This window comes from Gorillibacterium massiliense (genome assembly GCF_000455485.1).
Classification (GTDB): domain Bacteria; phylum Bacillota; class Bacilli; order Paenibacillales; family NBRC-103111; genus Gorillibacterium; species Gorillibacterium massiliense.
On the sequence record NZ_CBQR020000009.1, the window covers coordinates 21,660 to 47,620 of the forward strand.

26 protein-coding genes are annotated in these 25,961 nt (G+C 50.1%); 17 read left to right on the forward strand and 9 right to left on the reverse strand.

Going from position 1 to position 25,961, the window contains the following annotated elements:
- Window positions 1-232 precede the first annotated feature (232 nt).
- The 4 genes from TJ79_RS00865 to TJ79_RS00880 form a co-directional block, all read right to left on the reverse strand.
- Window positions 233-1,846, reverse strand: a complete 1,614-nt coding sequence (locus tag TJ79_RS00865) for a response regulator transcription factor (RefSeq protein ID WP_040948395.1) — start codon at window positions 1,844-1,846, stop codon at window positions 233-235.
- Window positions 1,824-3,593: a sensor histidine kinase gene (locus TJ79_RS00870; RefSeq protein ID WP_040948396.1), complete on the reverse strand. Its 1,770-nt coding sequence runs from the start codon at window positions 3,591-3,593 to the stop codon at window positions 1,824-1,826. Before TJ79_RS00870 ends, TJ79_RS00865 begins: the two co-directional genes overlap by 23 nt.
- A gap of 137 nt (window positions 3,594-3,730) precedes the next feature.
- Window positions 3,731-4,540 (reverse strand): protein-glutamine gamma-glutamyltransferase, encoded by an 810-nt coding sequence (locus TJ79_RS00875; protein WP_052339146.1) that lies wholly within the window; start codon window positions 4,538-4,540, stop codon window positions 3,731-3,733.
- Window positions 4,541-4,607: 67 nt separating this feature from the next.
- Window positions 4,608-6,506 (reverse strand): S8 family peptidase, encoded by a 1,899-nt coding sequence (locus TJ79_RS00880; protein ID WP_052339147.1) that lies wholly within the window; start codon window positions 6,504-6,506, stop codon window positions 4,608-4,610.
- 207 nt (window positions 6,507-6,713) lie between these two features.
- Here TJ79_RS00880 and TJ79_RS00885 point away from each other — a divergent pair, with 207 nt between their 5' ends.
- From TJ79_RS00885 to thiI, 6 genes are all read left to right on the forward strand, one after another.
- Window positions 6,714-7,214, forward strand: coding sequence for a YpuI family protein (locus TJ79_RS00885; RefSeq protein WP_040948397.1), 501 nt, complete (start codon window positions 6,714-6,716; stop codon window positions 7,212-7,214).
- A 176-nt stretch (window positions 7,215-7,390) separates the two neighbouring features.
- Window positions 7,391-7,606: a DUF1540 domain-containing protein gene (locus TJ79_RS00890; RefSeq protein ID WP_040948398.1), complete on the forward strand. Its 216-nt coding sequence runs from the start codon at window positions 7,391-7,393 to the stop codon at window positions 7,604-7,606.
- Between the two features lie 24 nt (window positions 7,607-7,630).
- Window positions 7,631-7,996, forward strand: a complete 366-nt coding sequence (locus tag TJ79_RS25575; RefSeq protein WP_052339148.1) for a hypothetical protein — start codon at window positions 7,631-7,633, stop codon at window positions 7,994-7,996.
- A gap of 132 nt (window positions 7,997-8,128) precedes the next feature.
- Window positions 8,129-8,965 carry a lytic transglycosylase domain-containing protein gene (locus tag TJ79_RS28395; RefSeq protein WP_040948399.1) on the forward strand — a complete coding sequence of 279 codons (837 nt, stop codon included), beginning with the start codon at window positions 8,129-8,131 and terminating at the stop codon, window positions 8,963-8,965.
- Between the two features lie 112 nt (window positions 8,966-9,077).
- The gene (locus TJ79_RS00905; RefSeq protein WP_040948400.1) at window positions 9,078-10,217 is read left to right on the forward strand and encodes a cysteine desulfurase family protein; all 1,140 of its coding nucleotides are present in this window, start codon (window positions 9,078-9,080) and stop codon (window positions 10,215-10,217) included.
- Window positions 10,218-10,278: 61 nt separating this feature from the next.
- On the forward strand, window positions 10,279-11,484 hold the full coding sequence (thiI, locus tag TJ79_RS00910) for a tRNA uracil 4-sulfurtransferase ThiI (RefSeq protein WP_040948401.1): 1,206 nt from the start codon (window positions 10,279-10,281) through the stop codon (window positions 11,482-11,484).
- Here thiI and TJ79_RS00915 read toward each other — a convergent pair whose 3' ends face one another.
- Window positions 11,485-11,778 carry a 4a-hydroxytetrahydrobiopterin dehydratase gene (locus TJ79_RS00915; RefSeq protein ID WP_040948402.1) on the reverse strand — a complete coding sequence of 98 codons (294 nt, stop codon included), beginning with the start codon at window positions 11,776-11,778 and terminating at the stop codon, window positions 11,485-11,487.
- A gap of 116 nt (window positions 11,779-11,894) precedes the next feature.
- On the opposite strand from TJ79_RS00915, the gene TJ79_RS00920 reads away from it, so the two are divergent.
- From TJ79_RS00920 to TJ79_RS00945, 6 genes are all read left to right on the forward strand, one after another.
- Window positions 11,895-12,572 carry a TerC family protein gene (locus TJ79_RS00920; RefSeq protein WP_040948403.1) on the forward strand — a complete coding sequence of 226 codons (678 nt, stop codon included), beginning with the start codon at window positions 11,895-11,897 and terminating at the stop codon, window positions 12,570-12,572.
- Window positions 12,573-12,711: 139 nt separating this feature from the next.
- Complete coding sequence (locus TJ79_RS00925; protein WP_040948404.1) at window positions 12,712-13,191, forward strand: hypothetical protein; 480 nt, start codon at window positions 12,712-12,714, stop codon at window positions 13,189-13,191.
- A gap of 138 nt (window positions 13,192-13,329) precedes the next feature.
- Window positions 13,330-15,168 (forward strand): translational GTPase TypA, encoded by a 1,839-nt coding sequence (typA, locus tag TJ79_RS00930; RefSeq protein ID WP_040948405.1) that lies wholly within the window; start codon window positions 13,330-13,332, stop codon window positions 15,166-15,168.
- 70 nt (window positions 15,169-15,238) lie between these two features.
- Window positions 15,239-15,514 carry a YlaH-like family protein gene (locus TJ79_RS00935; protein ID WP_040948406.1) on the forward strand — a complete coding sequence of 92 codons (276 nt, stop codon included), beginning with the start codon at window positions 15,239-15,241 and terminating at the stop codon, window positions 15,512-15,514.
- 3 nt (window positions 15,515-15,517) lie between these two features.
- Entirely contained in the window at window positions 15,518-15,790 is a 273-nt protein-coding gene (locus TJ79_RS00940) for a hypothetical protein (RefSeq protein ID WP_040948407.1), read from the forward strand.
- A 105-nt stretch (window positions 15,791-15,895) separates the two neighbouring features.
- On the forward strand, window positions 15,896-16,348 hold the full coding sequence (locus tag TJ79_RS00945) for a pyridoxamine 5'-phosphate oxidase family protein (protein ID WP_040948408.1): 453 nt from the start codon (window positions 15,896-15,898) through the stop codon (window positions 16,346-16,348).
- A gap of 53 nt (window positions 16,349-16,401) precedes the next feature.
- Here TJ79_RS00945 and TJ79_RS00950 read toward each other — a convergent pair whose 3' ends face one another.
- Window positions 16,402-16,911 carry a YhcN/YlaJ family sporulation lipoprotein gene (locus TJ79_RS00950; RefSeq protein ID WP_081756627.1) on the reverse strand — a complete coding sequence of 170 codons (510 nt, stop codon included), beginning with the start codon at window positions 16,909-16,911 and terminating at the stop codon, window positions 16,402-16,404.
- A gap of 129 nt (window positions 16,912-17,040) precedes the next feature.
- On the opposite strand from TJ79_RS00950, the gene TJ79_RS00955 reads away from it, so the two are divergent.
- The gene (locus TJ79_RS00955) at window positions 17,041-18,372 is read left to right on the forward strand and encodes a PhoH family protein (protein WP_040948438.1); all 1,332 of its coding nucleotides are present in this window, start codon (window positions 17,041-17,043) and stop codon (window positions 18,370-18,372) included.
- 277 nt (window positions 18,373-18,649) lie between these two features.
- Window positions 18,650-19,963, forward strand: a complete 1,314-nt coding sequence (locus tag TJ79_RS00960; protein WP_040948409.1) for an extracellular solute-binding protein — start codon at window positions 18,650-18,652, stop codon at window positions 19,961-19,963.
- Here the strand turns inward: TJ79_RS00960 and TJ79_RS00965 are convergent.
- Both TJ79_RS00965 and TJ79_RS00970 read right to left on the reverse strand, forming a co-directional pair.
- Window positions 19,960-21,039, reverse strand: coding sequence for a murein hydrolase activator EnvC family protein (locus TJ79_RS00965; protein WP_040948410.1), 1,080 nt, complete (start codon window positions 21,037-21,039; stop codon window positions 19,960-19,962). The two genes, TJ79_RS00960 and TJ79_RS00965, sit on opposite strands and share 4 nt — an antisense overlap.
- A gap of 129 nt (window positions 21,040-21,168) precedes the next feature.
- Window positions 21,169-22,152, reverse strand: a complete 984-nt coding sequence (locus TJ79_RS00970; protein WP_040948411.1) for a hypothetical protein — start codon at window positions 22,150-22,152, stop codon at window positions 21,169-21,171.
- 98 nt (window positions 22,153-22,250) lie between these two features.
- Here TJ79_RS00970 and TJ79_RS00975 point away from each other — a divergent pair, with 98 nt between their 5' ends.
- Window positions 22,251-23,357 (forward strand): class I SAM-dependent methyltransferase, encoded by a 1,107-nt coding sequence (locus TJ79_RS00975; RefSeq protein WP_052339149.1) that lies wholly within the window; start codon window positions 22,251-22,253, stop codon window positions 23,355-23,357.
- 70 nt (window positions 23,358-23,427) lie between these two features.
- On the opposite strand, the gene TJ79_RS00980 is transcribed toward TJ79_RS00975, so the two are convergent.
- Window positions 23,428-23,658 (reverse strand): DUF2626 family protein, encoded by a 231-nt coding sequence (locus TJ79_RS00980; protein ID WP_040948412.1) that lies wholly within the window; start codon window positions 23,656-23,658, stop codon window positions 23,428-23,430.
- 465 nt (window positions 23,659-24,123) lie between these two features.
- Here TJ79_RS00980 and TJ79_RS00985 point away from each other — a divergent pair, with 465 nt between their 5' ends.
- Both TJ79_RS00985 and TJ79_RS00990 read left to right on the forward strand, forming a co-directional pair.
- Window positions 24,124-24,771 (forward strand): RsfA family transcriptional regulator, encoded by a 648-nt coding sequence (locus TJ79_RS00985; protein WP_040948413.1) that lies wholly within the window; start codon window positions 24,124-24,126, stop codon window positions 24,769-24,771.
- Window positions 24,772-24,907: 136 nt separating this feature from the next.
- Complete coding sequence (locus tag TJ79_RS00990; protein ID WP_040948414.1) at window positions 24,908-25,888, forward strand: ketopantoate reductase family protein; 981 nt, start codon at window positions 24,908-24,910, stop codon at window positions 25,886-25,888.
- The last annotated feature ends 73 nt before the right edge of the window (window positions 25,889-25,961 follow it).

The window sequence follows — 25,961 nt, forward strand, 5'->3', positions numbered from 1 at the left end:
ACAAACCTGGATTCTCTCCGCAGTCGGCTGGCGGGTACGGCTTGTGGCTCTGGTGTGTAGGGTTGCGCCATCCCACATTCCTTCCTCTCTTTTTCTATTTCTATTTCTTGACATCATTGTAAGGGAAGGAATGGAAACGCTTCTATCTACACTCGTGACCTAACCGACACTATTGTGACATCTTTTTATCCCGTTAAGAATTGAAAAACCGCCCGAAATCGGGCGGTTTGCCTTATTCCGCCGGGAATTCCCGGTACATTTTACGGTATTCCTGGGGAGACATGCCGGTGGATCTTCGGAAGATTTTGGCGAAATAGGAAAAATGGCTGTAGCCCAGTGCTTCTGCAACGGAGCTGACTTTCTCGTTGGAGTAGGCCAGCATATTTTTCGCCAGGTCGATTTTCTCTTTCATGATATAGTCGCTTAACGACTCTCCGGTTTCCTTGCGGAAGAGACGAGACAGGTAGGCCGGATTGAGATAGACGCTTGCCGCTACTTCCTCACGGCTAATGTCTTCACGGATATGCTCCTCCACATATTGGGCAACCCGTTTGATTACGCTGGAATGGCCGTAACCTCCGGCGCCAAGCAATGAGACGCCTCGTTCCACTACAGATTCCGTCCATTTTTTCAGTTGTTGGACTGATTTAAACGGCTGGTTTTGGTTCCGGACATCGACGCCTACCAGCCATTGGTGAACGGAAAAGCCTTTTCTTCTGGCAGCTTGATAGACGATATGGACGAATCCGAAATACAAAGCTTCCAAAGTTTCTGCCTGCGGCTCGGCTTCCGCTAATTGTGAGAAATAGTGCTCGATCTTGTTCGCCAGGATGTCCAACTGTGCAGCTTCCATTAAGGTTAGCCATTCATCGAAATCGGGTAATGAGGCCGGTTTGGCGGGTGATGGTATTACGTCATTGGCGAGAACGACCTGATTGGTTCGGGAGACGTTTTCTTTTTCCGCTTGGAGTAAGGTAGAGTACGCTTTGGCAATGCTTCGGAGGGGCGTCGTTTCGCCTATGTAGCAGGAAAGCTGACAGTGGAAGTATTCATTGCAAGAATAGATGAATTGTCTGCAACGGGCTTCCAGATCTTCGGGCGGTATGACGGCATCCCCCAAATAAAACAAGATCAACCCGCTGCCATTGCGTTCTGCTAAGGTGATGCCGGGGTTATAGGCAACAACCAATTCTTCCGCCGCCTTGCGTACGGCGTATTCCATAATATCCTCATCCCGGGAGCTAAGAGGCTCCCGCCACTGCTCTACAGAAATGAGGACTGGCAGAAGTTTGCTTTCAACTTGGAGCGGAAGGTCTAGGCGGCGAAAGCCGGCTTCGAGATTTTCCGGAGAAAGGGAAGCCCGCTCGCTGATCAGGTCCTGCCAAAACCGTTCGATTAACAGCGGCTTTTGTGTTTCCCAAAGCTCGTAGTATTTTTTGTAGGTTTCGCGGAAGTCGGAATTCTCCCGGTCGACTCGCAGCTTTTCCACCGCCTCGGCAATGACATTGCGCATTTCATCGTAATTGACCGGCTTCAGCAAATAGCGGAAGGTCCCGAGTTGCATCGCTTTTTGGGCGTATGCGAAATTGGCATGTCCCGTGAGAAAAATGATTTCGGTCTGATAGTTCTGGCTGTGCATCCAATCCGCCAGCTCAAGCCCGTTTGCCCCTGGCATTTCGATGTCCAGGATCGCCAGATCGACACTTTGGTTTTGTAAGAGCTCCTTAGCTTGGGCTACGTCGAAGGATTCGATGATGCGGGTTATGTTTAAACTGGGCCAATCGAATCCGGCGATAAGGCCCTTGACGGCGTATTTCTCATCATCAACGATCAAAAGACTGTACATGGGCATATTCCTCCCGAATCAAAATATCTTCATGCAGTGGCAGTCGCAGCTCAACTTCGGCCCCCTGGCCGTCAAGGTTGCGGAAAGTGACGGACGCGTGATTCCCATATAGGAAGATTAGTCTGCGCATGACGTTCCATATGCCCACATGGTCGCTTTGAGCTTCCCGCCAATCGGCAATTTTGAAGGCTTCCAGAGCCTCTGCCGAAAACCCGATGCCGGAATCGCGGACGGTGATCACCACTGGCGAAGTGGGATCTGTTTCGTCCTCACGGACGACAATCTCGATCGCGAAGATTTCATTGCGTTTTTGAAAACCGTGAATAATTGTATTTTCTACGAAAGGCTGGACGGTAAGAGGCGGAACCGGCAGCTTGTCCAGCTTTTCTGGTAGTTCTATGGAATAACTCAGGTTATCGGGATAACGAAGCACTTGAATCTCCAAATAGTTCTCGATATGTTTCAATTCCTCGCCAAGTGTGACCGTCGACCGGTTGGAATGGGTGGTGAAGCGGAAGAAATCCGCCAAATGCAGAGCCATTTTTTGCACGGAGCGGAAGTCCTTCAAGATGGCCAAATTATAGAGAATGTTTAGACTGTTCATGAAGAAGTGGGGATTGATCTGGACTTGTAGATGGCGATATTCCGCCTGCTGAACTCGCAATTGCTCCTCGTATACGTTGATTTTTAAGTTGGCGATCTGCGTGGCCATATCGTTGAACGCCCGGTTGATATAAGCGAATTCACCTTTATTTGCGATGTTCAAACGAATGTTCAGCTTCCCCTTGCCGATGTTGTTCATCCCCCGCATAAGACCCGAAAGAGGACGAATCAGTTCCCGCTGCAGGAAAAGCAGCATAGCGATGAGCACGACGCCGACCAAAATAGGGATGTAGATGAGCGCCTTCTGAAAGTAAGGGAGCTTCTTGACGATGGTTGTTTCCGGAATCGTCATGACGTAGGAAATGGGGGTGTTCATCAGGCTGGCCTTTACCATCAAATAACGCTTGGACGTAGAAGGATCGCTAAACATTCCGTAGCTTTTTCCCGCTTTCTCCATCTTGGTCAAATCGGCGGTTAGGTCCTCGCTGTGAAATTGCCCATTCGCAGGGGTGGTCAACGGGTTGTTCTTAGAATCCACCAGGAAGAAGTCGGTCCCTTCCCCAAGGTTCCAATCCCGGAGAGGAGCGACGAGGCTATCCAGATCGATCCATACTCCGGAGATGAAGTCAGAGAAAATATAGGCTATCCGGTAAATGCTGTAACCGTTGTCCGTTCGAATCAAGTTCCATTGATATTCAGGGGAATCGAAAAATTGAGACAGGTTGCCGCGAATGCGGTCATATTGACTTGCATAATTGCCTTTGCTATACATCGTGAGGTCATCGTAGGCGCGTGAATAAGCAAAGACGGAGTTGATGATTTTATAGTAGCCGGTTCCCGATGAAAGCTTGATTTGCACCCTGATTTTGGTCATATAGTAGTCGGCGGAGTCCGTCCCGTATGCATAGAGGGTCGTAAAGTCCGTGTCGTCAACGAATCGGTAAAGGAAGGTGCTGGTCTCGCTTAACATATTGTCCACGTTTTCCGTGTTCTGCTGCAAGAGAGCCGCATAATTTTGAGACGTCTGCTTCTGCACGACGTCGATGGCATAGAAATTGTTATAAAAAAGAAGGATGACAAGGGGGGCAATGACCAGGACGAGGCCAAGCATGATGCGTACGCGAACGGAATGATTCCAGTCCATTAGGATCCCTTCTTCACGAAAACGATAAGCGCGCATGCAAAATGAAAGCGGCTTCGTTATTTCATCCTAAAGGAAGGGAAGGGGAGATGTCTACCCAAATTTATGCATGAATATAGCTTCTACAAAATGACATGACATCAATTGAAGCCATGTTGAGCGGATATCGACGGTCGGTAAAACATGCGTAAATTGGGAGCCAGCGCCGGTCCATTCCAGGCTGCCAGTTTCATCATGAACGGATAATCGATGCCGACGATATCATTGGACATATAGGCAGAGATCTGGCTGTTGGGGGCTCTTCTATCGTTGAGGTTGCTGATCATCTCTTCCTCGGATTTGATCCCTGCGCCGTGGCCGTAGTATTGGTCGCCGAGGAGCTTGATGGTGTTTTCGCCGATCCACCAAGGGGTGCGCGGGTCGTAGCCGGGATTTTTGAAGTAAACGACATCGCCGGGGAATACGCCGTCGGCTTTCTTTTTGGTATACAGCTTTAAGTCCTGATCGTATTGCCAGTCATACAATAGCAGGTCGGCAAAGTTGGCGTTGAAGGAGTTGTCGCCGATGCTTTGAAGCACACCATGGTACAAGACGATGACCACAGCTGTCGCACACTCCGTTGAGTAAAGGTTCCCGTTTGCAAAAATATCACGGATTCCATCGGCAGAGGGAATGCCGTACCGTAAGCGAAAGCCGCCGTTCGGGGTACGGATCCAGTAGGCGTCATTGCACTGGGAGCGGCTGAAGTCGGAAAAACGGATGCCGCTTTGGCTGAGTGCCTCCGCACTCTCGACAATATGGGCGCGCATGCCCAGTTCAAACATCAGATCCGTCAAGCTCGTATAATATAACGGCACATTACTTTCGTTCATCTCGTCGTAGATTTGCCGTTCCAGGGGAGTAAAGGTGTCCCGATCTACGGAAGAAAGCCCTCCCGCTACAACGATCATGGAAATTCACGCCTTTCGCGTTTTTTCCATGATATGAGCGGGAGGGCCCAAGGGATACAGTTAATCTTTACCGAAAGAGATCGAGGAGGTAATTCCACGGATTTTTCCATCGGCCTGCTGCAGGCGGCAGAGTGGAAGGAGCGGCTGCATTCGGTTCGGCCGCGGAGGCGATATTTTGCACGGATAGATTCAATGCTTGGCTGACATTGATTTCGCCATAGCCGAACTGATTATCTTTCCCAGGATTACCCAGATCGTTGGCTGATTTCCGCATGATATCCATGACCTCGGTGTTTTTTAGCGCTGGATTCGCGGAGCGGATAAGCGCGGCAAGCGCCGAAACATGGGGGCTGGCCATGGAAGTACCGGACAAGGCCGCATACTGGTTGTCCGGATAGGTGCTGGCAATGCTGACTCCCGGGGCGGCAACGTCGATATAATCTCCGTAATTGGAGAAGGAAGCCTTTTTATTTCCTTCATCCGTTGCGGCGACAGCAAACACTTCGTCATAGGCAGCCGGGTAACCGGGTTTATCCGTGTTGTCATTGCCGGCAGCGGCGATGAGCACGATATCTTTATCAAAAGCATAGCGAATAGCGTCCTGCAGGAAACTGGAGGAGGCGTAATTCCCTAGACTGAGATTGATCACTTTGGCGCCATGATCGGCAGCCCAAATGATTCCCTGAGCGACATTGTACGTATTTCCGCTACCTGAGGAATCCAATACTTTTACGGGCATGATCGGATTGTTCCAGGTCATGCCGGCGATGCCCAAACTGTTGTTTACTGTTGCTGCGATAACCCCGGCGACATGGGTGCCGTGGCCGACATCGTCCTTAGCCGATGAGGATTGGTCAAATACGTTATAGCCCTTGACAAGCCTTCCCTGCAAATCCGGATGGTTTAAATCGACTCCGGTGTCAACGACAGCGACGATGACGTCGGAGGAACCTTTCGATTGCGTCCAGCCGTTTTCTGTGTTGATTTTTGGCAAATTCCACTGATACCGGCTATATAATTGATCGTTGGGAGTCATTGGGGCCTCGTTGGTCATGTAAAAGTAATGAGGCTCCGCATACTCGACGTTATGTTTAGCGAAGTATTTAATCAGCGCCTTCGGATCCATTTTGTCCGTTGTAAAAACATAGGTATAGCCGAGTTTTTGTACGGCTGTAGCACTGATGTCGCTGCGGATTTGCGTGAGCTGCTGTGACGATGGCGGCGTTTTGAATTTGACGACCACTTGATTCTTATGGTAGTGGCTGAGGCCTTCATTTTCTTCGCCGGTATCGGGGTGAAGTTCTTTCAAGTCTCCGGCATCAGCGGTTTTCATCCCTTTGCGGTTGGGATTGGGGTAGGGGACAATCCGCAGGTCGCGGGTCTCCCGGGATTCCACATTTTTCAGAACATCTTGATGAATGACCCCTAGAAGCGCGCCTTGATTTTTGGGCAGGGGAACCCCAAGCACAAAGTACGTTTTTCCGTTATGGTTGATGGACGGAGAACGGTATTCCTGATTGGCGAACGCTTTTTTCTTGGCCTGAACGAGTTGGGAGACCAGTTTTTGCTGCAAATCGGAATCCAGCCGCCCTGAGCGAATATCCTTCGCGCTCGTGGCACTGCGGCTCCATACCATCGTTTCCGCATGGGGGTGCTTCAGGCGGTAGGCATTCAGTTGACCGAGAATCCGCGAATCCGGCAAAACGGACAAGCGGCTCGCTTCCGTGCGAAAATCAACGGTGCATTGGGAGCGGCAGAGCTCATTGGTTTTTTGGATATCCGCATTCATGGTTTGTTTTTTCATCTCCAGCTCTTTTAACGGCGAGAGCGGAGCGGCTGAAGCGGATGGCTGGGATTGTATTTTCGGAAGTTCTGATTTCTGTTTCATGCAGGATGTTAGTGTGACAGCGAAAATTAGGCCGAAGACGACGATCATCCATGTTTGAATTCTTCTCGATGCTTTCATGCGGGACGACCTCCTGTTGGTCCGATATAACCAATAGGGTGCGGTTATTTTTCCTGATTATGCAGCGTTCTCTTTCCTGTTTCCGTTAATTCGGGAGTTGGTTCAGGACATGTTGCGGCTGAATTCGGAATACCTTTTATGCGGAAGATATGATAGGATATTTTTATAATCTTGATTGAAGCACCGTACCTTAGGAGGTCCCGACCAATGGCCATGTTCAACGTAAAAAACCAGTGCGAATCTACCAGGGTGAAGCTGAAGGAAGCGATCGCAAAAATGGAGCTCTTTCTCAATACCCATTCGCTTAGCCAGCTAAATACCGGTGAAGAAGCGGCTATGGAAGAGTTTTACAGGGCTTACCTGCAGGATACCCGGCACCTTCTCGTTTTCAGTGAAGTCGCTTATGAACGGTTGGGTGTAAGCTTGCGTCGGCCGACGTTCAATAACGATTACGCCGAGCGTGTTCTTTACGATGTTTACCATAACTGCATCAATAATTTCTTCTACCCGAAAAACGAATGTTACTCAGAAGACGGACGGTATGCGTATACGGGCCAGGATGCCATTCGATTCCGGAAAAAGCCGGACCGGGAAGTGCGTAATCTGACCATCGAGCTGTCTAAAATATTCGAAGAACTGCGGGAAGATTTGGCGTATTACGAGACGGATTACATCACGCAAAAGCGCCTGCAAGGTGAAAAGATTTAAGACAAAAACGTTGTTTGAAAGTCGGCAATAGTTCGAAGAAGCCCTTTTACAGCCATTCGGCAGTGAAACGGGCTTTTTTTCATATTTGTTAAAAAAGGAGATCACCTTTCCGCGCATTTCCGCGCATCCATCGGCCTTCCTCAGGAAACCTTAAGGCAGTGAGGAGGTGATAAACGATGAGTCCAATGGTTAAATGCAGTGTCGCAAACTGCTCATATTGGGGAGATGGGAACAAATGCAACGCCGATGCCATTATGATTGACATCGATGCCCACGCGAAAACGGATTATAGTGCGGAATTTGCCGGTGAAAGCTTTGACAGCGAGCATCAGGATCGCGCATCTTCCACTAAAGAAACATGCTGCCATACCTTTAAAAAGAAGACGGGCTGATGCTGCTGGGAAGGAGGCAGACAGATGTTTGAGGATGATGACCAGAAGCGATTGAAGGAAAAATCCTCCGAACCGGCCAGCGATCGGCATCGTGACCGGCCAAAGTGGGATGAGGATTTCGACGACGACTCTGAATTCTCGACGGAATTGGGACGAGTGAGCGGAGCCTATACGCCGCAGGCAGTATCCGGCATAAAAATTACAGGCTGGGTAGCCCTTGCTCTTGCTGTGATTTCGCTCTTTGCCTATCCGGGAGTATTCGGCTCCGCTGCCGTCCTCATCGGTTTGTACGCCTTCGTCCGCGGCAGCCGCAGCCTCGGCGGTTGGGCGATGGTGATCGGCGTTATCGCTTTGGTGGCGTACTGGGTATTTGCCCCTCTTACGATGTAACCAAAACGGGTCCGGGTGTAGATTGATGATCCCCGGGCTCGTTTTCTAGTTCAAAAGAATCATGGCTGGCAACTGGATAAACTTGTACAATGGAAAATAGTTGATCCAGAAGAAAAGAGGCCTGATTCATTCATGAGCAGCATCGATCCTCGATTATTGAGCCAGCTTCTTCAGATGCAATTTACGGCAAATACATCCTCGATAATATCCGGCGGAAATCCGCTTGGCGATGATTCTAATAGTAGTGGTAGCGATATGTTTTCCAACATTCTGCAAACGCTGCTGGCTGGCGGTACGGATGTTTCGGGGTTATCCTCAAGTTTTTCGAATAGTAACTCGATGCTTGCTTTGTCCTCGCTGTTGATGCCGACGGGATATAATGTGGGCAATGTAGCGGACGACTCCTACGGCGATCTCAATCAATCTGGAGGCTCGTCGAGCGGATCGAATCTCTTGTCCTTATTGGGCGGGACACAAAGCAGCTTGGGGACGGGAACAACCGGGAACGCAATGCTCGGACTGAGCCGGTATTTACCTCAGGCGCTTACCGGTTCCTCGACTTATGATATTCTGATCAACAATGCGGCGGGGAAATACGGCGTCGACCCGACGCTGGTCAAAGCGGTCATCGACCAGGAGTCTTCCTTTAATCCCCATGCAGAATCCTCCGCGGGAGCGAAGGGACTCATGCAGCTGATGGACGGAACGGCCAGAGGGCTTTCGGTAACGGATTCCTTTGATCCGGAACAGAACATCAACGGCGGAACCCGCTATTTGGCGAACTTGCTGCAAAAATACGACGGTAACGAAGCGACAGCATTAGCGGCTTACAACGCCGGTTCTGGCAGACTAGAACAGCTTGGCATCCATAATGACAGGGATTTGAAAATACGGTTCACGTCATTGCCTTCAGAGACCCAGAACTACGTCATGAAAGTGATGGAAAAGAGAACGAAATATCAAGTATAATAGTTAATAGCCGACTGATTTGAAGATGATAATTTCAGACGGAAGGAAATAATAAAAAGATCAGATTCTGATCTTTTTTCTTTTTGTGTCTGCATGAAAGGAGATATGGTCTATGCTTTATTTGGATGTTTGCGCAACGACTCCCGTTAGGGAAGAAGTAATAAAATCGATTACGGACGTGATGGCGAAGCATTACGGAAACCCATCATCGATACACCGTTTTGGAGTGGAAGCAGACAAGCTGGTTGCGAAAGCCCGGCAAATTGTGGCCGAAGGATTGGATTGTCTTCCGGCCGAGATCCTTTTCACCTCCAGCGGGACAGAGAGCAATAACCTTGCGGTGAAGGGAGCGGCATATGCCAATCGGAGCCGCGGTCGGCATTTGATCACGACCCAAATCGAGCATGCTTCCGTTTACGAATCCTTCAAGCAGTTGGAACAAGAAGGCTTCGAAGTCACTTATCTTCCTGCCGATTCCACAGGAGCGGTATCGCTGGACGACCTAAAGACTGCCCTAAGAGAAGATACGATCTTGGTCAGCATCATGCATGTGAATAATGAAATGGGCCGCATTCAACCAGTAAAAGAGATCGGCGCGTTTCTTTTGGAGCGGCCGAGGACTTTGTTCCATGTGGACGCGATCCAGTCCTATGGCAAGCTTGCGTTTACGCCCCAGGAGATTGGCGCTGATTTGATGAGCGCATCCGCCCATAAATTCCGTGGCCCCAAAGGAACGGCATTTCTTTACCGCCGGGAAGGGGTGCGGCTTGCAACGCTTCTCGCTGGAGGAGGTCAGGAATTCGGCCTTCGTTCCGGGACAGAGAACGTCCCCCTTCTTGTGGGCATGGCAAAGGCCGCCCGACTCGTCGTGGAGGAGCAAGCGACGGCTTTCCATAAGCTGCACGGGTTAAGGAAACGGCTTGCGGCCGGGCTCGCTGACATTCCAGGCCTGATCGTTAGCGGAGCGGACGATCCCACACTCATGGCACCGCATATCGTTCACTTTACGCTGGACGACGTTCGCTCGGAGGTACTTGTACATGCCCTTGAAGAAGCGGATATTTATGTATCCGCCCGCTCCGCATGCTCTTCCGGGTCCATCGTGCCAAGCCGCGTCCTTCTTTCCATGGGCATGAGCGAGGAGAGGGCGGTAAGCGGTATCCGAGTCAGCTTTTCTCCGGAACAAACGCCGCAGGATATGGACCATTTTGTTGATGAATTGAAAAAGGCCGTTCAGCGCCTTCGTATGTAGCGTGCTATCCTGGACTCCAGGACTCCATACAGATGACTTACCTTTTAGAGGAGAGACTTTTATGAAACCGGATGTCGTAATTGTGCGGTTAGGCGAGCTGACCCTTAAAGGCCGCAACCGTTATCGGTTTGAGAATAAAATCAAAGATCAAATTGCACTTATGCTCAAGCCTTTTCCAAAAACAAAACTTCACGAAGAATACGGACGAGTATACATTGTTTTGAATGATGAGCCATATGATAGGATAGCGGAAGGCTTGGACCGCATTTTCGGTCTCTTTTCGTACAGTCCGGCGGTTGCGGTTGCACCTGATCTTGAGGAGATCCGGGAGAAGGGGCTTGCACTAATCCGTTCGCTTACCCCTTACCCTGCTACCTTCAAAGTGTCGGCGAAGCGAGCCGACAAGTCATTTCCCCATAACTCTCAGGAGTTGGGCTATCTGGTTGGCGGCTATATCCTCAGTCATGAGGACGGCAAGCTGAAGGTGGACGTTCATAAGCCGGATGCGGAACTCCGGGTGGATATCCGCCAAAATGAAGCATACCTTTTTACCCAATCCATTACCGGAACCGGAGGATATCCTCTTGGCAGCAACGGCAAGGCGGTGCTTATGCTTTCAGGCGGCATCGACAGTCCGGTAGCAGGCTGGTTGTCCATGCGCAAAGGACTGGAGATCGAGGCTGTGCACTTTCACAGCTATCCGTATACCAGCGAAAAAGCCCGGCAGAAGGTGGAGGATCTAACTCGCCAGCTCGCCATGTTCGCCGACCGCATCGTTTTGCACCTGGTTCCATTTACGGAAATCCAAACCGGACTGAAACAGGAAGCCAAGGAACAACTGATGATTACCCTGATGCGCAGATCGATGTTCCGTATTACCGAAAAACTGGCGGGAATCCGCGGTGCAGGCGCCATTGTTACCGGCGAAAGCTTAGGGCAGGTGGCGAGCCAAACCTTGTCCAGCCTGAGTGTGATCGGCCACGGAATCACCGTCCCGATGCTTAGACCGCTGATTGCTATGGATAAGATGGAAATTACCGCCATCTCGAAAAAAATCGGTACGTATCCGATCTCCATCCTGCCCTACGAGGATTGCTGTACCTTGTTCGTGCCTAAATCGCCCAGTACCAATCCCAATTTGAGTTTCGTGGAACGCTCGGAGCGTGGGATGGGCTGGCTGGCGGAAAAAGAAGCGGAAGCCGTGGCCGGAACCGAACGTCTTGTCATAGAGCGAGATGCCGGAGATGAATTCGACGAGTATTTTTGATTAATGCGCTTTGGGGATGGGAAGCTTCTCGATTTGTTCGGCAAGCAAAAAATCTTTGCCCGTGATCCCGCCTTTATCGTGGGTGGTGAGGGTAATGGTGACTTTGCGGTAGCGGATAAGAAGTTCGGGGTGATGGTTCTCCCGTTCGGCCAGATCGGCGATCCTGACGACCCACTGCACAGCATCGCGAAAGCCGGGCAGGGAGAAGGTTTTGCATAGCTTGCCATCCTCTTGTTTCCAGCCCGGGATTCGTCCCAGGGAGACGGAAATCTGCTCCTCTGTTAAACGTGTCATGAACTGCACGCTCCTTTTTTGCTTAATGGAATAGATTCGAGAGTCGCTAATCTGCTATATCCTAATGCTTACCCGTTTTTTTCGGCTTTGATCACAGGAAACAGGAGGCTGAGCACATGGAATTTTGGCCTTGGCTGCTGCTGTTCGCGCAAATCATCCTGATCAATTTCGTCTTAAGCGGCGACAACGCCGTCGTCATTGCTTTGGCCAGTAAAAACCTCCCTGTCGCCCAGCGCAAGCAGGCGATGTGGTGGGGAGCCTTCGGAGCGGTGGGATTGCGGCTTATTCTGACCATCGCTGCATTGGCACTGCTCTCTCTTCCATATATCAAAGCGATCGGGTCGTTTCTTCTCTTATACATAGCGATAAAACTGCTGCTTGATGACGGGGAGGAGAAAAAAGTTGGAGAAGCCGCATCTGTCGGCAAAGCGATTCGGACGATTATACTAGCCGATTTCGTCATGAGTCTTGACAATGTGCTAGCGGTGGCAGCTGCCGCGGGTAATAACCTGCCGGTCATTATCTGCGGAATCATGTTAAGCATTCCGATCATTGTATGGGGCAGCACGTTGGCTATGGGCCTGCTTCACCGTTTTCCCGTTCTCGTCTATTTGGGAGCCGGAATTCTTGGGTTTACGGCGGGAGAAATGCTTCTTGGCGATACGCAGATCGCGCCGATGATCAATGCCGATTTGCTGCATACAGCACTGCCGGCTCTCTATGCCATCTTCGTCGTTCTTGCCGGTTTCCTTGGCAGGAGATGGAAATTGCGGTCCAGACAAAGCACGATGTAGGGGCATTTGTAAATTGAAGGAACGAGGAACGTTAAAAATCTGCCGGGAGGTGGATTTTTTTTCATTCATCAGATATTATAGGGTTGTTACCATCCTGTTTGGACGATTTAGAATGAATTGCTCCTGTTGGAGGAATAATATGAAGAGAAATAACGTTTCCATCGGAATCGTACTTGTCGTCGTTGCCTTGATCCTTATATTGGGCAAATTAGGGGTATTCGCTTTTCTGGCGAAATTGTTTTGGCCGGTGTTAATTCTCGCAGTGGGTTTGATTTTGCATTTCTTGTATACTCGGAGAACCCTGCCTGATGTTGTCCTTGTGCCTGGCGGGGTGCTGGTGGTGTACGGCCTATTGTTTCTTTACTGCAATATTTTTGGTTGGGGTTCGCTGCGTGTCCTTTGGCCAGGCTTCCTGTTCGGGATCGCCGTCGGCTTGTACGAATGGGCCACGTACGGGAAAGGTTCTGCCCCGCGAAGCGTCTATTCTTCTGCCTTCATATTGGGCATCGTTTCCGTCTTGTTGTTTGTTTTAGCGCTCTTTAGGACGAACATTTATATTTTGGCCCTATTGATTTTGATTGTGGGAGTATTCTTCCTGCTGTGGAAAAGAAGAACATAACCGACTCGAGACCCGAAACCATTCTTTTTTTCTTTTCTTTTTGCCGTTTATTTGTTAAGATATTGGGTATGTCAAGCGTCGGGATTTCCGGCGCTTCTTTTGTGGGCAAACCTAGATTAGAATAGAGAGGATCATACCATGCTTAGGAGAGAAAACATCCGCAACATCGCGATTATCGCACACGTCGACCACGGCAAAACCACCTTGGTGGATAAGCTTTTGCAGCAATCCGGCACTTTTCGGGAAAACGAAGCGGTGCAGGAGCGCGCTATGGATTCCAACGATATAGAACGGGAACGCGGCATCACCATATTGGCCAAGAACACAGCGATTCACTATAAGGATTATTTGATCAACATTGTCGATACCCCGGGGCACGCCGACTTCGGCGGCGAAGTAGAACGGATCATGAAGATGGTTGACGGCGTATTGCTCGTCGTTGATGCTTTTGAAGGCGTTATGCCGCAAACGAAGTTCGTTCTCCGCAAAGCGCTGGAGCAGAACCTGAAGCCTGTCGTAGTTGTCAATAAAATCGACCGTCCTAATGCCCGTCCGGAGGAAGTGCTGGACGAAGTGCTGGATTTGTTCATTGAGTTGGAAGCGACAGACGAACAACTTGATTTCCATGCCGTATATACGTCTGCTATTCAAGGTACCTCCAGCACCGATCCGCACAAGCAGGAAGCTAACATGGAGGCGGTCTACGAAGCGATTGTCGAGCAGGTTCCTTCTCCGACGGAAGACCCTGAAGCACCGCTGCAGCTTCTCGTCACCCTGATGGATTACAACGAATATCAAGGTCGCATCGGTATCGGCCGGGTGAACCGCGGCGTGATTCGCCAAGGCCAAACCGTAGCCGTCATGACCCGGGAAGGCGGCGTCAAGCAAGCGCGCATCGATAAGCTGCTGGGCTTCCAAGGCCTGAAACGGGTAGAGATCGATGAAGCAGGCGCAGGCAATATTGTCGCTTTTTCCGGCATCAAAGACATCAACATCGGTGAAACCTTGGCCGATCCGGCCAATCCCGAAGCGCTGCCGGTTCTGAAAATCGACGAGCCGACGATGCAAATGACCTTCGTTGTCAATAACAGTCCTTTTGCCGGCCGCGAAGGGAAATGGATCACCTCCCGGAAGATACGGGAGCGGTTGTTTAACGAGCTGGAAACCGACGTTAGCTTGCGGGTAGATGAAACCGACAGCCCGGATGCTTTTATCGTATCCGGACGGGGCGAGCTTCACCTGGGGATTCTGATTGAAAATATGCGCCGGGAAGGTTACGAGCTGCAGGTATCAAAGCCGCAAGTTATCATCAAGGAAGTTGACGGACAAAAGATGGAGCCTATCGAACGCCTCGTTATCGATGTTCCGGAGGAAAGCATGGGAGCGGTTATGGAAAGCTTGGGCACCCGCAAAGCCGAGATGATCAACATGATCAATAACGGCACGGGACAAATTCGGCTGGAATTCCTCATTCCAGCTCGGGGACTCATCGGCTATCGCACCCACTTCCTGACCCAAACGAAAGGCTACGGCGTCATGAACCACGCCTTTGACAGCTATGGTCCGTATCAAGGAAGCAATATCGGCGGCCGCCATCAAGGCGTACTGGTTGCCAGCGAAACCGGCTCTTCCACCACCTACGGCATGCTATCCGTAGAAGACCGCGGCATTCTGTTCCTTACTCCGGGGACAGAAATTTATGAAGGCATGATCGTCGGGGAGCATACCCGGGATAATGATATCATCGTCAACGTCTGCAAAGAAAAGCAAGTGACCAACGTTCGTTCCGCTACCAAGGAAGTAACCGTCAATCTGAAAACGCCGCGGATGTATTCCATGGAACAGGCTTTGGAATATTTGGACGATGACGAATACTGTGAGATCACCCCGAAATCAATCCGCTTGCGGAAAAAGATTCTCGACAAGAACGAACGGGCTCGGGCTGACAAGAACCGCAAAATGGCGGAACAGCAATAAAGCTAACAAGCTAATGACTTAAAGCAAGGATCTGGATTCGGAAAGTGCGAAATGGAGCGGAGGGGAGCCCATGAATCACTGGTTTGCCGATCACCCGTGGATCACGTTTCTTTTCATCTATATCATGCTTGTGTATGTGTACAATAAAGTTTTTCGGACCCGGAAGCTGCCCCTCCTGAAGGATCTTCTCGTTTATTTGCTGATCGCAGTCGGAGGCGTTATCCTCCTCTTCTTTCAGATCGATCTGGAGCTGCCGATCGTCTACTGCCTAGCGGTTGCCATCTTGTTGATGTTCATCGTCCGGGTACGTATGTGGGCAACTGAACGGAAAAACAAGGAGGGGTAAGGAATGGATTTGGAAAGCGCGCTTTTCAATTGGCTGCAAATCAAAATCGTTGCTGATGGAAGACCCGATGACCCGTCCGCACAGGATACTGCCACATTTTTCGATCAAATCCTGCGCGAGGATCACGGCATAACATCGATCCGGACGGAGGTCAGCGAGGATTTGATCGCCATTTTTTACGAATTAAACGGTGAAGAACAGAGAAAACGGTTTGACCGTACTTACGCCGAAAAGCTGCTCCACGATATCGAATCCGAGCCCCGCTTCAACAGCTGACCGGATAAAGTGCTGCTTGCCATAGGCTCTTCCGTATGGTTTGATGGCTTCTTCCTGTGGTATACTGGAGATGTAAGAGCTATCGTCTAGAGGAGGCTTCAGCCTATGGCGGAAACATTGGCCGTTTTATCAGAGCAGCAGTTTTCCTTGCTCCAACAGGAGAAGTTCGTTCTGCTTGGGACGGTGGACGCCGAGTCCGGTGCGCCCCATGCAAGCGCCATTTCCTGGATTTATGCGGCAGAGCCCTCGCGGCTGCGTTTTGCGGTGGACCATCGCTCCAGCATTATCAGCAACATCAAGGCAAATCCGAAAGTGACCGCGACCTTCTTCGGCGGAGGCGGTGTTAATGTCATTTACGGGTCTGTAAGAGTAGTTTCGGAAGAGCTCGATGATGTGCCGATCAAACTCAGCTGTCTTGACATCGAGATTGAGTCGGTACGCAATGCCATGTTTTACGGCTCCAGAATTACCGTTGAACCGGAGTATGAGAAGACCTACGATAGACGTGCAGCCGATAAACTGGATGGACAAGTGTTTGAGGCCATGAATAAAGCCTAGCTCCTATGCGGAGCTAGGCTTTTGTCGTCTTTCAGGCCGGATCGGCTCTCCCCCTAGGAGTTTGGAGATTGCGGCAGTTGGGGAATCAGCCTGCCAAGGATATCTCCAAGCTCGTTGGCGAAACCTGCGAGTGGATGGCCGGCCTTGACCTGGTCGCTGATCTCGCGGATCCGCTGGGCCAGATCGACGTCGGCGGTGACGATAGCCCCCGCTCCTTGAGGATCCTTCTTCAGCGCTTCGGCAACGGTATACTTGATGGTATCCACCCGGGAACGGTCCAAATTACCCGGCACATCGATGCCTACCAGGGCGAGGTTGCCCAGCCGCAGACAGGAAGCGCCTTTCACCTGTGGAACGCTGAGGGCGATGTCCACCAGATGCTCAGAATGCTGCTTCATGCTTAAATGAGGCGTTGCTTGGCCGTTATTCGCCGCTTGCCTAACCGACATATTGTTTGCCGACGTGTTCGGAGCGGCTTTCGGTGCCCGAGCTGCGCAGCCGACAAGGGTAAACAGGGCAAGGGCTGCAAAGAAAGCAGTCAGAATCCGTTTTTTGTAGCTCATCATGATCATCCTTCCACTTGGATTGATTGAGGCATTTCAGCATAGTATTTCCAGTATTCGTCTTCCTATGTACGGGGGATGATTGCACAATAGAAGGAAAAAACGCCGATGCGACAGGAGTGGATTATCTTGAAAAAAATCTACGTTTTGGACACCAACGTGCTGCTGCATGATCCGAATGCGCTGTTTTCCTTTGAAGACAACGAGGTGATTATTCCCGCCATCGTTCTTCAAGAGATCGACTCCAAAAAGAGGCTCGCTGACGAAATCGGGCGAAACGCCAGACATGTATCAAGGATCTTGGACGGTTTCCGCGACGAAGGGAAGCTGCATGACGGCGTTCCCCTCGGAAACGGCGGGTCGCTCAAAGTGGAGCTGAACCACCGCAGCTTTAATAAGCTGCAGGATTTGTTCAGCGAGATGAACAATGACAACCTGATCCTGGCGGTTGCCCTTAATTATCATCAAGAGGAACAGAACAACCCGCTGCCAAGACCCGTCATCCTCGTAAGCAAGGACACCTTGGTACGGGTTAAGGCCGACGTGCTGGGCATCACTGCTCAAGACTACTTGTCGGACCATCTTGTTACCTTTCCTGAAATGTATAGCGGGTGCCGGACGATTCTAACTCACCCCGGGGTGATTGATGAATTTTACTCCTTCCGTAAACTTTCCATAGACAGCCTCAATTTGAGAACGCGGCTGCTTCCCAACGAATTCGTCATTTTGAAAGATGAGATGGGAACGGCGAAATCAGCCTTGTTGAAAGTGGATAAAACGGGAAAAAAGCTGGAGCCGCTGTTTTTAAGCAACGAACCGGTCTGGGGCATCGGCGCCCGCAACGCCCAGCAGCGCATGGCACTGGAACTGCTTTTGAATGACGATATCCCCCTGGTGACCCTGACAGGCAAGGCCGGAACGGGGAAAACGCTGCTGGCTCTGGCTGCAGGGCTGCTAAAAACGGAGGATGAACATAAATATAAAAAGCTGTTGATCGCCCGTCCCGTAGTTCCCATGGGCAAGGATATCGGCTACCTTCCGGGTGAAAAGGAAGAAAAGCTGCGGCCTTGGATGCAACCGATCTATGATAATCTGGAATTTCTGTTCGATACGAAAAAATCCGGCGACATCGACCGGATCCTTGCAGGGCTGGGCAGCATCCAAGTGGAGGCTCTTACGTATATTCGCGGCCGTTCCATTCCGGGCCAATTCATCATCATCGATGAAGCGCAGAACCTTTCCCGCCACGAGGTGAAAACCATCGTTTCCCGGGTAGGAGAAGGAAGCAAAATCGTCCTGATGGGCGATCCGGAACAAATCGACCATCCTTATCTCGATGCTTCCAGCAATGGGCTAACCTACGTGGTGGAACGTTTTAAGGACCAAGCGGTGAGCGGCCATATCACTTTGGAAAAGGGCGAACGCTCCCATTTGGCTCAACTCGCTGCGGATCTTCTGTAACTTTGGAAAACAAAGAGATGCCGCTTCTTCACCATAGGGTGGGGAGGCGGCATTTTTTATACATCAGAATTTATAAGTTTACTATTAAACGTCGCTCGTTTTAGCATAGGTCCCCGCATAGTACTTGCTTACGCTTCATCAGGGGTGGCTTCACTTGAGGGGGTGGTGTTGGCAAGATCATTTATCTTTGGGACTTCCGGTGGAATTTTTAAGGTAAGGGGTTTCATAATATGATAGGATAATAGGGTGATGCTGGGTAAAAAGGAGAGTATTTTTCTTGAATAAGCGGAAAAGCCTTCTGATGCTGTTTACTGTCCTGTGTTTGTCTATGCTGCTTATCCTGCAATTGATTAATGTGCAGGATCGGACTCCGTCGAAGCCGGCTGGCGCCGCTCCTGAAGCGGCAAAGCCGGGGAAAGTCGAGCCGGATTATAGCGTCAATTCGTTACGCGTGTCAGTATCTCTTGCGGAAGATGAGTTCGCCGATTTAAAGAGACGGACGGACCGGTACGTGGATGAGCAAAATATTGACATCTCCCTGGAGAATCTGCCGCAAGACACTCAGTACTCTACCCTGAAACGGCTCAGCACACTAGGGGAAGCGCCTGACATTATGCTTTTGGACAACAGCTGGATTGCTGAGTTTGCTGCCTTGGGGTATTTAAATCCTTTGGACGAATTCTTCTCCGGTGAAAAGCAAACGGGATATCTCACCTCTGCCATCAATCAAAATAAATGGAACGGATATACATGGGGAGTACCGAAGGATGTGGACCCCTATGTCATTATATGGAACGAGCAGCTTGCCAAAAGCGGCAAATGGGAGCACTCCCCTGCGAATCGGGATGAAATGCTTGCCTGGAACAAAGAGTGGATGAAGCCGGACCAAGGTATGTACGGTATTTATTTTGATCCTGACGATTATATGGCTTTTCTTTCGATCTACTCGATCTTCTCCGGCAGCATCCCGGAAGAAGGCAACCCGCTAAAGGAAGCGGCCAACGAAAGCATTCTGCAGCCGCTGCAAAATTTTCTGCTTCCCCAAGAGACGGAATGGAAAGGGGCAGTATTCGCCAAAAATTATCCCCAACCCTCAGCCGAGTTTAGTCCGTGGGATCTGCTGGAAAAGGGGAAAATGGCTGCAATCGTGACGACGCTATCCCAGTACCGCAAGCATGGCTCGAGCGCTATCAAATTAGGCGCCCTGCCGATTTCCGGGAATGGCAAAACCCCAGGCTCATGGCTTATGGGCCGCAGTTTTGCCGTATCCTCCCGTTCGGCGAATAGCGCCGCCGCTATGAATTGGATCGAATCCGTCACGTCTGCCGATGCCCAGTCCCAGGCTTGGAAACTGACAGGCAAGCTTCCCTCGCTTCTGGCTAGCTATTCATCCCCGCAGCTGCGGCAGGAGGAACAATATGATTCCTATGCCTGGCTTGTGCAGGAAGGCGTAACGCCGCCATTATCCTTTGATGCCGCCAAGCGAGAAGATATGGTGCGCGAGGAAGGGATGCGCCTCTCTTCCGGGACCATCGATTTGAAGGCCTATGCCATGAAGCTTGCGGAATCGGACAGCTCATCCGACCGCTAAGGGTTGATGGTAAATTTGATCCGGAGCCATCCATCCTCAGTGGTAATGGAGGTTGCTTGCAGCATCGGATTGATGTCGCCAGGGGAAAAGCTCAGATCATAATCGCTTTCCAAAGCACTTACCGTCGTTTGATCCAAGGGATAGCCATTGAACTCCAGCTGGTCGATATGAAATTGCAGTCGGTTTGGTTTCTGTTCGATCTGATAATGCCCTTTCACAACCGCCTCGAGATTGTTTTCTTTTCCGTCAGCGGTCAAGGTTCCATTCGTAAAGCTTATGGTGATTCCGGCTAAATCGGCGGATTGAGAGTGGAAGTAGTCGGTCAGTTCGCTATCGCGAATGCGGAATTCCGTGCCGTGAAAATATGACTTGCTGTTTCCGCCTTGGAGTAGGGTGTTAGGGAGCTCTTGCATGGCGCCAGCCATGGCGTTAAAGTATTTTTCGAATAAGGGCTGGCCGGTTTGTTTCCACAAGTTCTGCATCATCTTGATTTGGTTCTGCCATTCTTCTTTGGATCCCGGTTGTTGACTTAACTTGGCGTCGATTTGCTGTTGAAGGCTACCCATTCGAGTCCGCTCCGATTCATAGGTCGCGAGGAGATCGGTCAAATCCTTATTTTCTTGTTCCAGTGACTTCCGCACGTTTTTCAATCGGTTATATTCGTCTTGGTAGGTGGTTAGCGCCTGCTGGTCGGTTTCGTAAATAATCCGCATATTCCGGTACAAATCGAACAGATCAGAGAAGGACTTTGCCTCTAGCAGCATGAGCCACATGGACTTGCGCTGTCCCATGTAGTACGCCCGGAGAACGGTTCCGGCCCGATCCCTTCGTTTCTTCACCTGTTCGCTTTGCGCAGCTTCTTCCTTTTCGGAGCGTGCGATCTGCATTTCCACTGCCTGTCGCTGATCCTGGAGCCTGGTGATCTCTTCTTCAATCTGGGCGAGAGTGAGTCCGGCCTGGAGCAGCATTTTTTTTGCATTGTCTTCTTCGGTTGAAGCTTGAGCCGGAATCATCAGTAAGGTGAATAGGGTGCAGATTGCTGCGGCGGCAAGAAGGACCCGGCGGATGCTGGTCATAACATGTCCCCCTCTTATCCTGCGGTGTTTCTTCTCTTGCTATATATACCTGTCCGGATTCGGGGATAGTACATGCCGGGCAAAAAACAACCCCTCCAGCTATGCCGGAGGGGCGTAGATACGTCGTTCTTATTTTTGCGGAAGCTGCTTCAAAACCTCATCAAAAGACTTTGCGTTTGTCGGAATCTCTTTCGTGAAAGTTGGCGGTTGGTTGATGGCGTCATATTCCTGCTTGTACTCGATATGGTGAGCTTCTGCTGCAGCTTCGGAGGCAGATTTCGTGGTCATATCCAGTATCAAGCCCATTTGCCGGAGATAGCCGGCATCGTCGATTATAAAGCTTAGCTCGCCAGGGCCGGACAGAGCGATCTGACTGCCGCCGCTCTTCAGCTTCTCGGCTTGGGCAGCCGTCATAATGCCGTTTTTCTGCAGCGAGTCAGCAATCGCAGGAAGCTCCTTGTTCAGTTGATCCGAAACTTCCCCCCGGTTTTTATCCGTAATGGACATGGTGATGGACTGGCCTTTCTTTCCATCCGCCAGATCGATTGGGTTCTTCGCTTTTGCGAACCAGCCGGACTTTGCATCCGTGAGTAATAGGGACATGATCTGAGCTACTGCGGCATCGGTGTTTTTCAACCCGTCAAGGGAGAGCGGTGCTTTTGCTCCATCGGAGCTTGTCCATTTGCTCATATCGAAGGAATAATATTCTCCTGATTTGTTCAGGTAGGGTATGCTTAAGTACAGCACATTCTGGTTAACGATCATGGGAAAATCAAGAGTTTGCTGCCCCCCGCCAGGTGCAGCTTTATATTCCGCTTCCAAGCGCATAGGTTCGGTAGTGACAGCGCCGTTCCATGTCCAATTGCTGTTGCTGAACAGAGCCATGAGCGAGGCTAGCAAGGCGGACGTTTCACTGCTGTCTTTTGCTGCAGGAGCCGTTCCCCAGTCGATTGCGGCATTTCCGGAAAAGGTATATTGCTTGACTTCTCCAAGCTTGGCCAGTGCAGCTGTCACGTCCTCCTTTTCATGATGGGGGGTCTTGGCGCAACCGCTGAAGACCAGAGCAGCCGCCATACAGGCGAGGGCAGCTTTGCCGCTTTTGGATAGAATCATATTAATCTCCTTATAGATATTTTTGCATTTAGAAAGTGAATGAAGGTTTATAACGTATGCTATTATAACATAGAATCAAAATGGCGGGAGTTGACAGAATGTTGGAGGATACAGTAAAAAATCCGCTGATCGCGGCGATTTGCGATGACATCGCGGCTTCTGATGGAAGGATTTCCTTCCACCACTATATGGAAAGCTGTCTCTATCATCCCGAATACGGCTATTACATGCAGGATCGCCCCAAAGTCGGGAAATCAGGCGACTTTTATACAAGCGCATCCATAGGCGGGATCATGGGCGAGATGGTGGCCAAGCATTTTGCCGATCGCGCTGCGAATTGGGAAGTGCCGGTGTTTTCCGAATGGGGAGCGGGAACCGGCCAGATGGCCAAATCCATCCTGGATACCCTTGCGGAAAAACAGCATGAACTCTATCTATCGATGCGCTATATCATTGTAGAGAAAAGCGGCTATCACCGCCGGGAATTGGAAGCGGCATTGCAGGATCACCGGGAACGCCTTGAGTTTATGACGGAAGAAGAATGGATGAGTCAGACACCTCACCGCCATGTATATTTGTTTTCCAATGAACTGTTGGATGCGTTTCCCGTTTATCGCGTGAAAAAGCAAAAAGGGTTGCTCTATGAAATCGGAGTGGAATGGAGCAATGAATCGGGAGGGTTTATCGAAACCTTAATGCCCTTCAGCAATCCGGATATACTCGAGTATTTGTCAGCCGGAGAGATTGAGCTAAGGGAGAATCAGGAGATTGAGGTGAACGTGGCAGGCATGTCTTGGCTGAAAAAGACGTGCCACAGCCTCACGGACAGCGTTTTAGTTGCCGTCGATTACGGCGATGTTTCCCAGGAAATCCACTCCGCCCACCGGATGAAGGGGACGCTGATGTGCTACCGCAATCACCTGGCTCACGACAATCCCTTCGTATATCCCGGCGAGCAGGATATTACGGCTCATGTAGATTTTTCCGCTTGCATACGTGCGGGGCAAGAGGGCGGAGCAGCAGCTTGGTCACTGAAAACCCAGAGAGATTTTCTGCTGCAGGCAGGGGTGCTGGAATTGCTTTCCGAGCATGGCGGGACAGACCCTTTCAGTCCTGCGGCCAAACGAAACCGGGCAATCCGACAATTACTATTGGGAGATACGATGAGCGAGTTGTTCAAAGTTTTGGAACTGACCATACCTTAACGAAATGACAAACAATAATGAATAAGGCGAACTCCCGTATGAAGGGAATTCGCCTTTTTTGCATTTGGGGTCATACCTTCAAAACGAAGAATGACCAATATGTAAATCCTGTAAATGAAAGAATCATGTATCCCCAAAACATGAGGATATACGTTCGCTCGGTGAGGTTTAAATAACCAAGAATGATAAATACCGCCGCTTGGAAATAAAAGATGAACGCCATGGGAAGCATATGCCCTGCCGTTGCCATCAGTGCGATGACGAATGCGAAAAAGCCGAGAACGCGATACATGCGCGCCACTAGAGACAACCTCCTTTCCGACACGGGTCCGGTGCGGTCTACACTATCCATTATGGATATTATTAGAATAATTATAGCCTTTGAATGCATCCATGTAAATAAATCTCATGAGAATTTGTTAAATATATCACAGGAAATCGCAGGAATCTGGAAAATACCGGGTTTCTATTTTAAAACAAGCAGGTTAGGTATGAGTTTTTGTAAAAATGGTTATACCGGATAATACAAATAGATTCTATGAACTCTACTACGGGCATAAAAATAAAGCAACGGCAAGAAGTCGCCCATGGTGGGAATCGTTCACAGGATCAGAGAGGATAAGAGCCGGCAATAATCCCGCTCTTGTTCCGTACAGCAATGGTAAGCGCCGCTCGTCTTCTTAAGAGGACCAGCGTCAGCCGTTTATCTATGGAATGTAGTTCGCTCCAAAACGGAGCTATTCTTTTACATGTAGGAGGTATTTGAATGTCGGCAGTGAGACAGGATGCCTGGACCGAAGAAGACGATCTCATTTTGGCGGAGGTTACGCTTCGTCATATCCGGGAAGGAAGCACCCAATTGACCGCTTTTGAGGAAGTGGGCGAAAAAATCGGCCGCACTTCGGCGGCTTGCGGTTTTCGTTGGAACAGTTTTGTCCGCAAAAAATATGAAACCGCCATCCAAATTGCAAAATCCCAAAGGCAAAAACGCAACCAACTGAAAAAAAGCGCTTCCTCCATTCCTCAATTATCCTCCGTCTCCGTTTTGGATATAGAAGGTATGGCCACTCGCAATGAAGGAATAAGCGAAGAAACGATATCCGTCGATACGGTCATCCGTTTTCTCAGACAATGGAAGAACGCTTTTCAAGACTTAACCCGCCAAGCGAAAACATTGGAGCGGGAATTGCAAGAGGCCCGGGACGAATTGTCCCGCATCCGTGGTGAAAATGAGAAGCTAGGCAAGCAAGTGAATGAAGTGGAGACCGATTACCGGGTCGTGAACGATGATTACAAAGCATTGCTGCAAATTATGGACAGAGCTCGCAAACTTGCGTTTTTAGTGGAAGATGAGGAAGATAGCAAATCCCGTTTCAAAATGGATGCCAATGGCAATCTGGAACGGATTGAATAGAAGGAATGAACGAATAGGCGATGTGCGGGAGCACACGCCTTTTTCATATGTAAGCACATTCGTATGGAACTATTGGCGCAAGCCCTATCTGTGGTGTAGTCTTGAACTAGATTGCAAAACAGGCGTGGAGGTAGACATGAACATCCATATTATGGGCGGCGGGTCCCTTGGTTTGCTGCTTGCCGGTGCCCTTAGGTATTCCGGACAGAATCCGGTGCTCATTACACGGACAAGTTATCAGAGCGTGATGCTGGCGGATGACGGCCTCTTGCTGGAGGATACGGATGGGGGCGCTCACATTTTTCCAATTGAATCTCGTTTCTTCGGTGGAGAAGATTGGGTACGGAACATTGGCGATTTTTTTCCGGATTGGGTGTTTGTTGCCTTGAAACAAGCCGATCTTTCAGCGGATATAATAGAACGGTTGGCTTTGTACGCAAAGTCAGGCTCGAACATTCTCTGTTTCCAAAATGGGATCGGGCATCTGGAGCGAATTGCGGAAAGAACCGGCAGGAAGCGGTTATTTGCAGCGGTGACGACAGAAGGAGCAAAACGCATTTCCCCCCGGCAGGTATTGCACACCGGCAGGGGATTGACGAAAGTAGGAAAGGCTCTTTCAGATGGAAAAGACTTGGATGTCGATGAGGAAAACGGCGTCTTGCAAAGGTTAAAAGAAGATTTGCAACAAGCAGGGTTCACGGTGGAACTGCATGCGGATATGAAGAATGCGATTTGGGAAAAACTATTGATCAACGCCGTTATCAATCCTTTGACGGGGATCTTCCGGATACCGAACGGAAAACTTCCGGAGCAACCAGAGCGAATGTTACTTATGAAGGGGTTGTATGAGGAAGGTAAACAGGTTGCCGCCTCAGAAGGAGCCGTATTACCGGATCATCATTGGGATACCATCTTGGAAGTATGCGCCAATACAGCGAACAACAAGTCTTCTATGCTACAGGATATTGAACGAAACCATAAAACAGAGATCGAGTGGATCAGCGGAGAATTGATTCGATTGGCGGGAAATAGTGGAATTCACACTCCTGTCACAACAACGGTTTATCGGATCATAAGAGGGCTGGAGCCGCAAAATGCGCGGCCATCAGCGCTTTGACATGGTAAAGCTGGCATGTATTAGACAGATAAATAAAATTAATTAGTAATTTTAAAAAAACAATCTGACATAG

Excerpts from the sequence above, each read along its gene's own strand:
- TJ79_RS00985 (WP_040948413.1), top strand. The coding sequence starts at position 24,124 with ATGTCGGCAGTGAGACAGGATGCCTGGACCGAAGAAGACGATCTCATT.
- TJ79_RS00990 (WP_040948414.1), top strand. The coding sequence starts at position 24,908 with ATGAACATCCATATTATGGGCGGCGGGTCCCTTGGTTTGCTGCTTGCC.
- typA (WP_040948405.1), top strand. The coding sequence starts at position 13,330 with ATGCTTAGGAGAGAAAACATCCGCAACATCGCGATTATCGCACACGTC.
- TJ79_RS00965 (WP_040948410.1), bottom strand. The coding sequence starts at position 21,039 with ATGACCAGCATCCGCCGGGTCCTTCTTGCCGCCGCAGCAATCTGCACC.
- TJ79_RS00915 (WP_040948402.1), bottom strand. The coding sequence starts at position 11,778 with ATGACACGTTTAACAGAGGAGCAGATTTCCGTCTCCCTGGGACGAATC.
- TJ79_RS00890 (WP_040948398.1), top strand. The coding sequence starts at position 7,391 with ATGAGTCCAATGGTTAAATGCAGTGTCGCAAACTGCTCATATTGGGGA.
- TJ79_RS00945 (WP_040948408.1), top strand. The coding sequence starts at position 15,896 with ATGGCGGAAACATTGGCCGTTTTATCAGAGCAGCAGTTTTCCTTGCTC.
- TJ79_RS00920 (WP_040948403.1), top strand. The coding sequence starts at position 11,895 with ATGGAATTTTGGCCTTGGCTGCTGCTGTTCGCGCAAATCATCCTGATC.
- TJ79_RS00870 (WP_040948396.1), bottom strand. The coding sequence starts at position 3,593 with ATGGACTGGAATCATTCCGTTCGCGTACGCATCATGCTTGGCCTCGTC.
- TJ79_RS00905 (WP_040948400.1), top strand. The coding sequence starts at position 9,078 with ATGCTTTATTTGGATGTTTGCGCAACGACTCCCGTTAGGGAAGAAGTA.
- TJ79_RS00865 (WP_040948395.1), bottom strand. The coding sequence starts at position 1,846 with ATGTACAGTCTTTTGATCGTTGATGATGAGAAATACGCCGTCAAGGGC.
- TJ79_RS00950 (WP_081756627.1), bottom strand. The coding sequence starts at position 16,911 with ATGAGCTACAAAAAACGGATTCTGACTGCTTTCTTTGCAGCCCTTGCC.
- TJ79_RS00940 (WP_040948407.1), top strand. The coding sequence starts at position 15,518 with ATGGATTTGGAAAGCGCGCTTTTCAATTGGCTGCAAATCAAAATCGTT.
- TJ79_RS00885 (WP_040948397.1), top strand. The coding sequence starts at position 6,714 with ATGGCCATGTTCAACGTAAAAAACCAGTGCGAATCTACCAGGGTGAAG.
- thiI (WP_040948401.1), top strand. The coding sequence starts at position 10,279 with ATGAAACCGGATGTCGTAATTGTGCGGTTAGGCGAGCTGACCCTTAAA.
- TJ79_RS00875 (WP_052339146.1), bottom strand. The coding sequence starts at position 4,540 with ATGATCGTTGTAGCGGGAGGGCTTTCTTCCGTAGATCGGGACACCTTT.
- TJ79_RS00925 (WP_040948404.1), top strand. The coding sequence starts at position 12,712 with ATGAAGAGAAATAACGTTTCCATCGGAATCGTACTTGTCGTCGTTGCC.
- TJ79_RS25575 (WP_052339148.1), top strand. The coding sequence starts at position 7,631 with ATGTTTGAGGATGATGACCAGAAGCGATTGAAGGAAAAATCCTCCGAA.
- TJ79_RS00880 (WP_052339147.1), bottom strand. The coding sequence starts at position 6,506 with ATGAAAGCATCGAGAAGAATTCAAACATGGATGATCGTCGTCTTCGGC.
- TJ79_RS28395 (WP_040948399.1), top strand. The coding sequence starts at position 8,129 with ATGAGCAGCATCGATCCTCGATTATTGAGCCAGCTTCTTCAGATGCAA.
- TJ79_RS00935 (WP_040948406.1), top strand. The coding sequence starts at position 15,239 with ATGAATCACTGGTTTGCCGATCACCCGTGGATCACGTTTCTTTTCATC.
- TJ79_RS00975 (WP_052339149.1), top strand. The coding sequence starts at position 22,251 with ATGTTGGAGGATACAGTAAAAAATCCGCTGATCGCGGCGATTTGCGAT.
- TJ79_RS00970 (WP_040948411.1), bottom strand. The coding sequence starts at position 22,152 with ATGATTCTATCCAAAAGCGGCAAAGCTGCCCTCGCCTGTATGGCGGCT.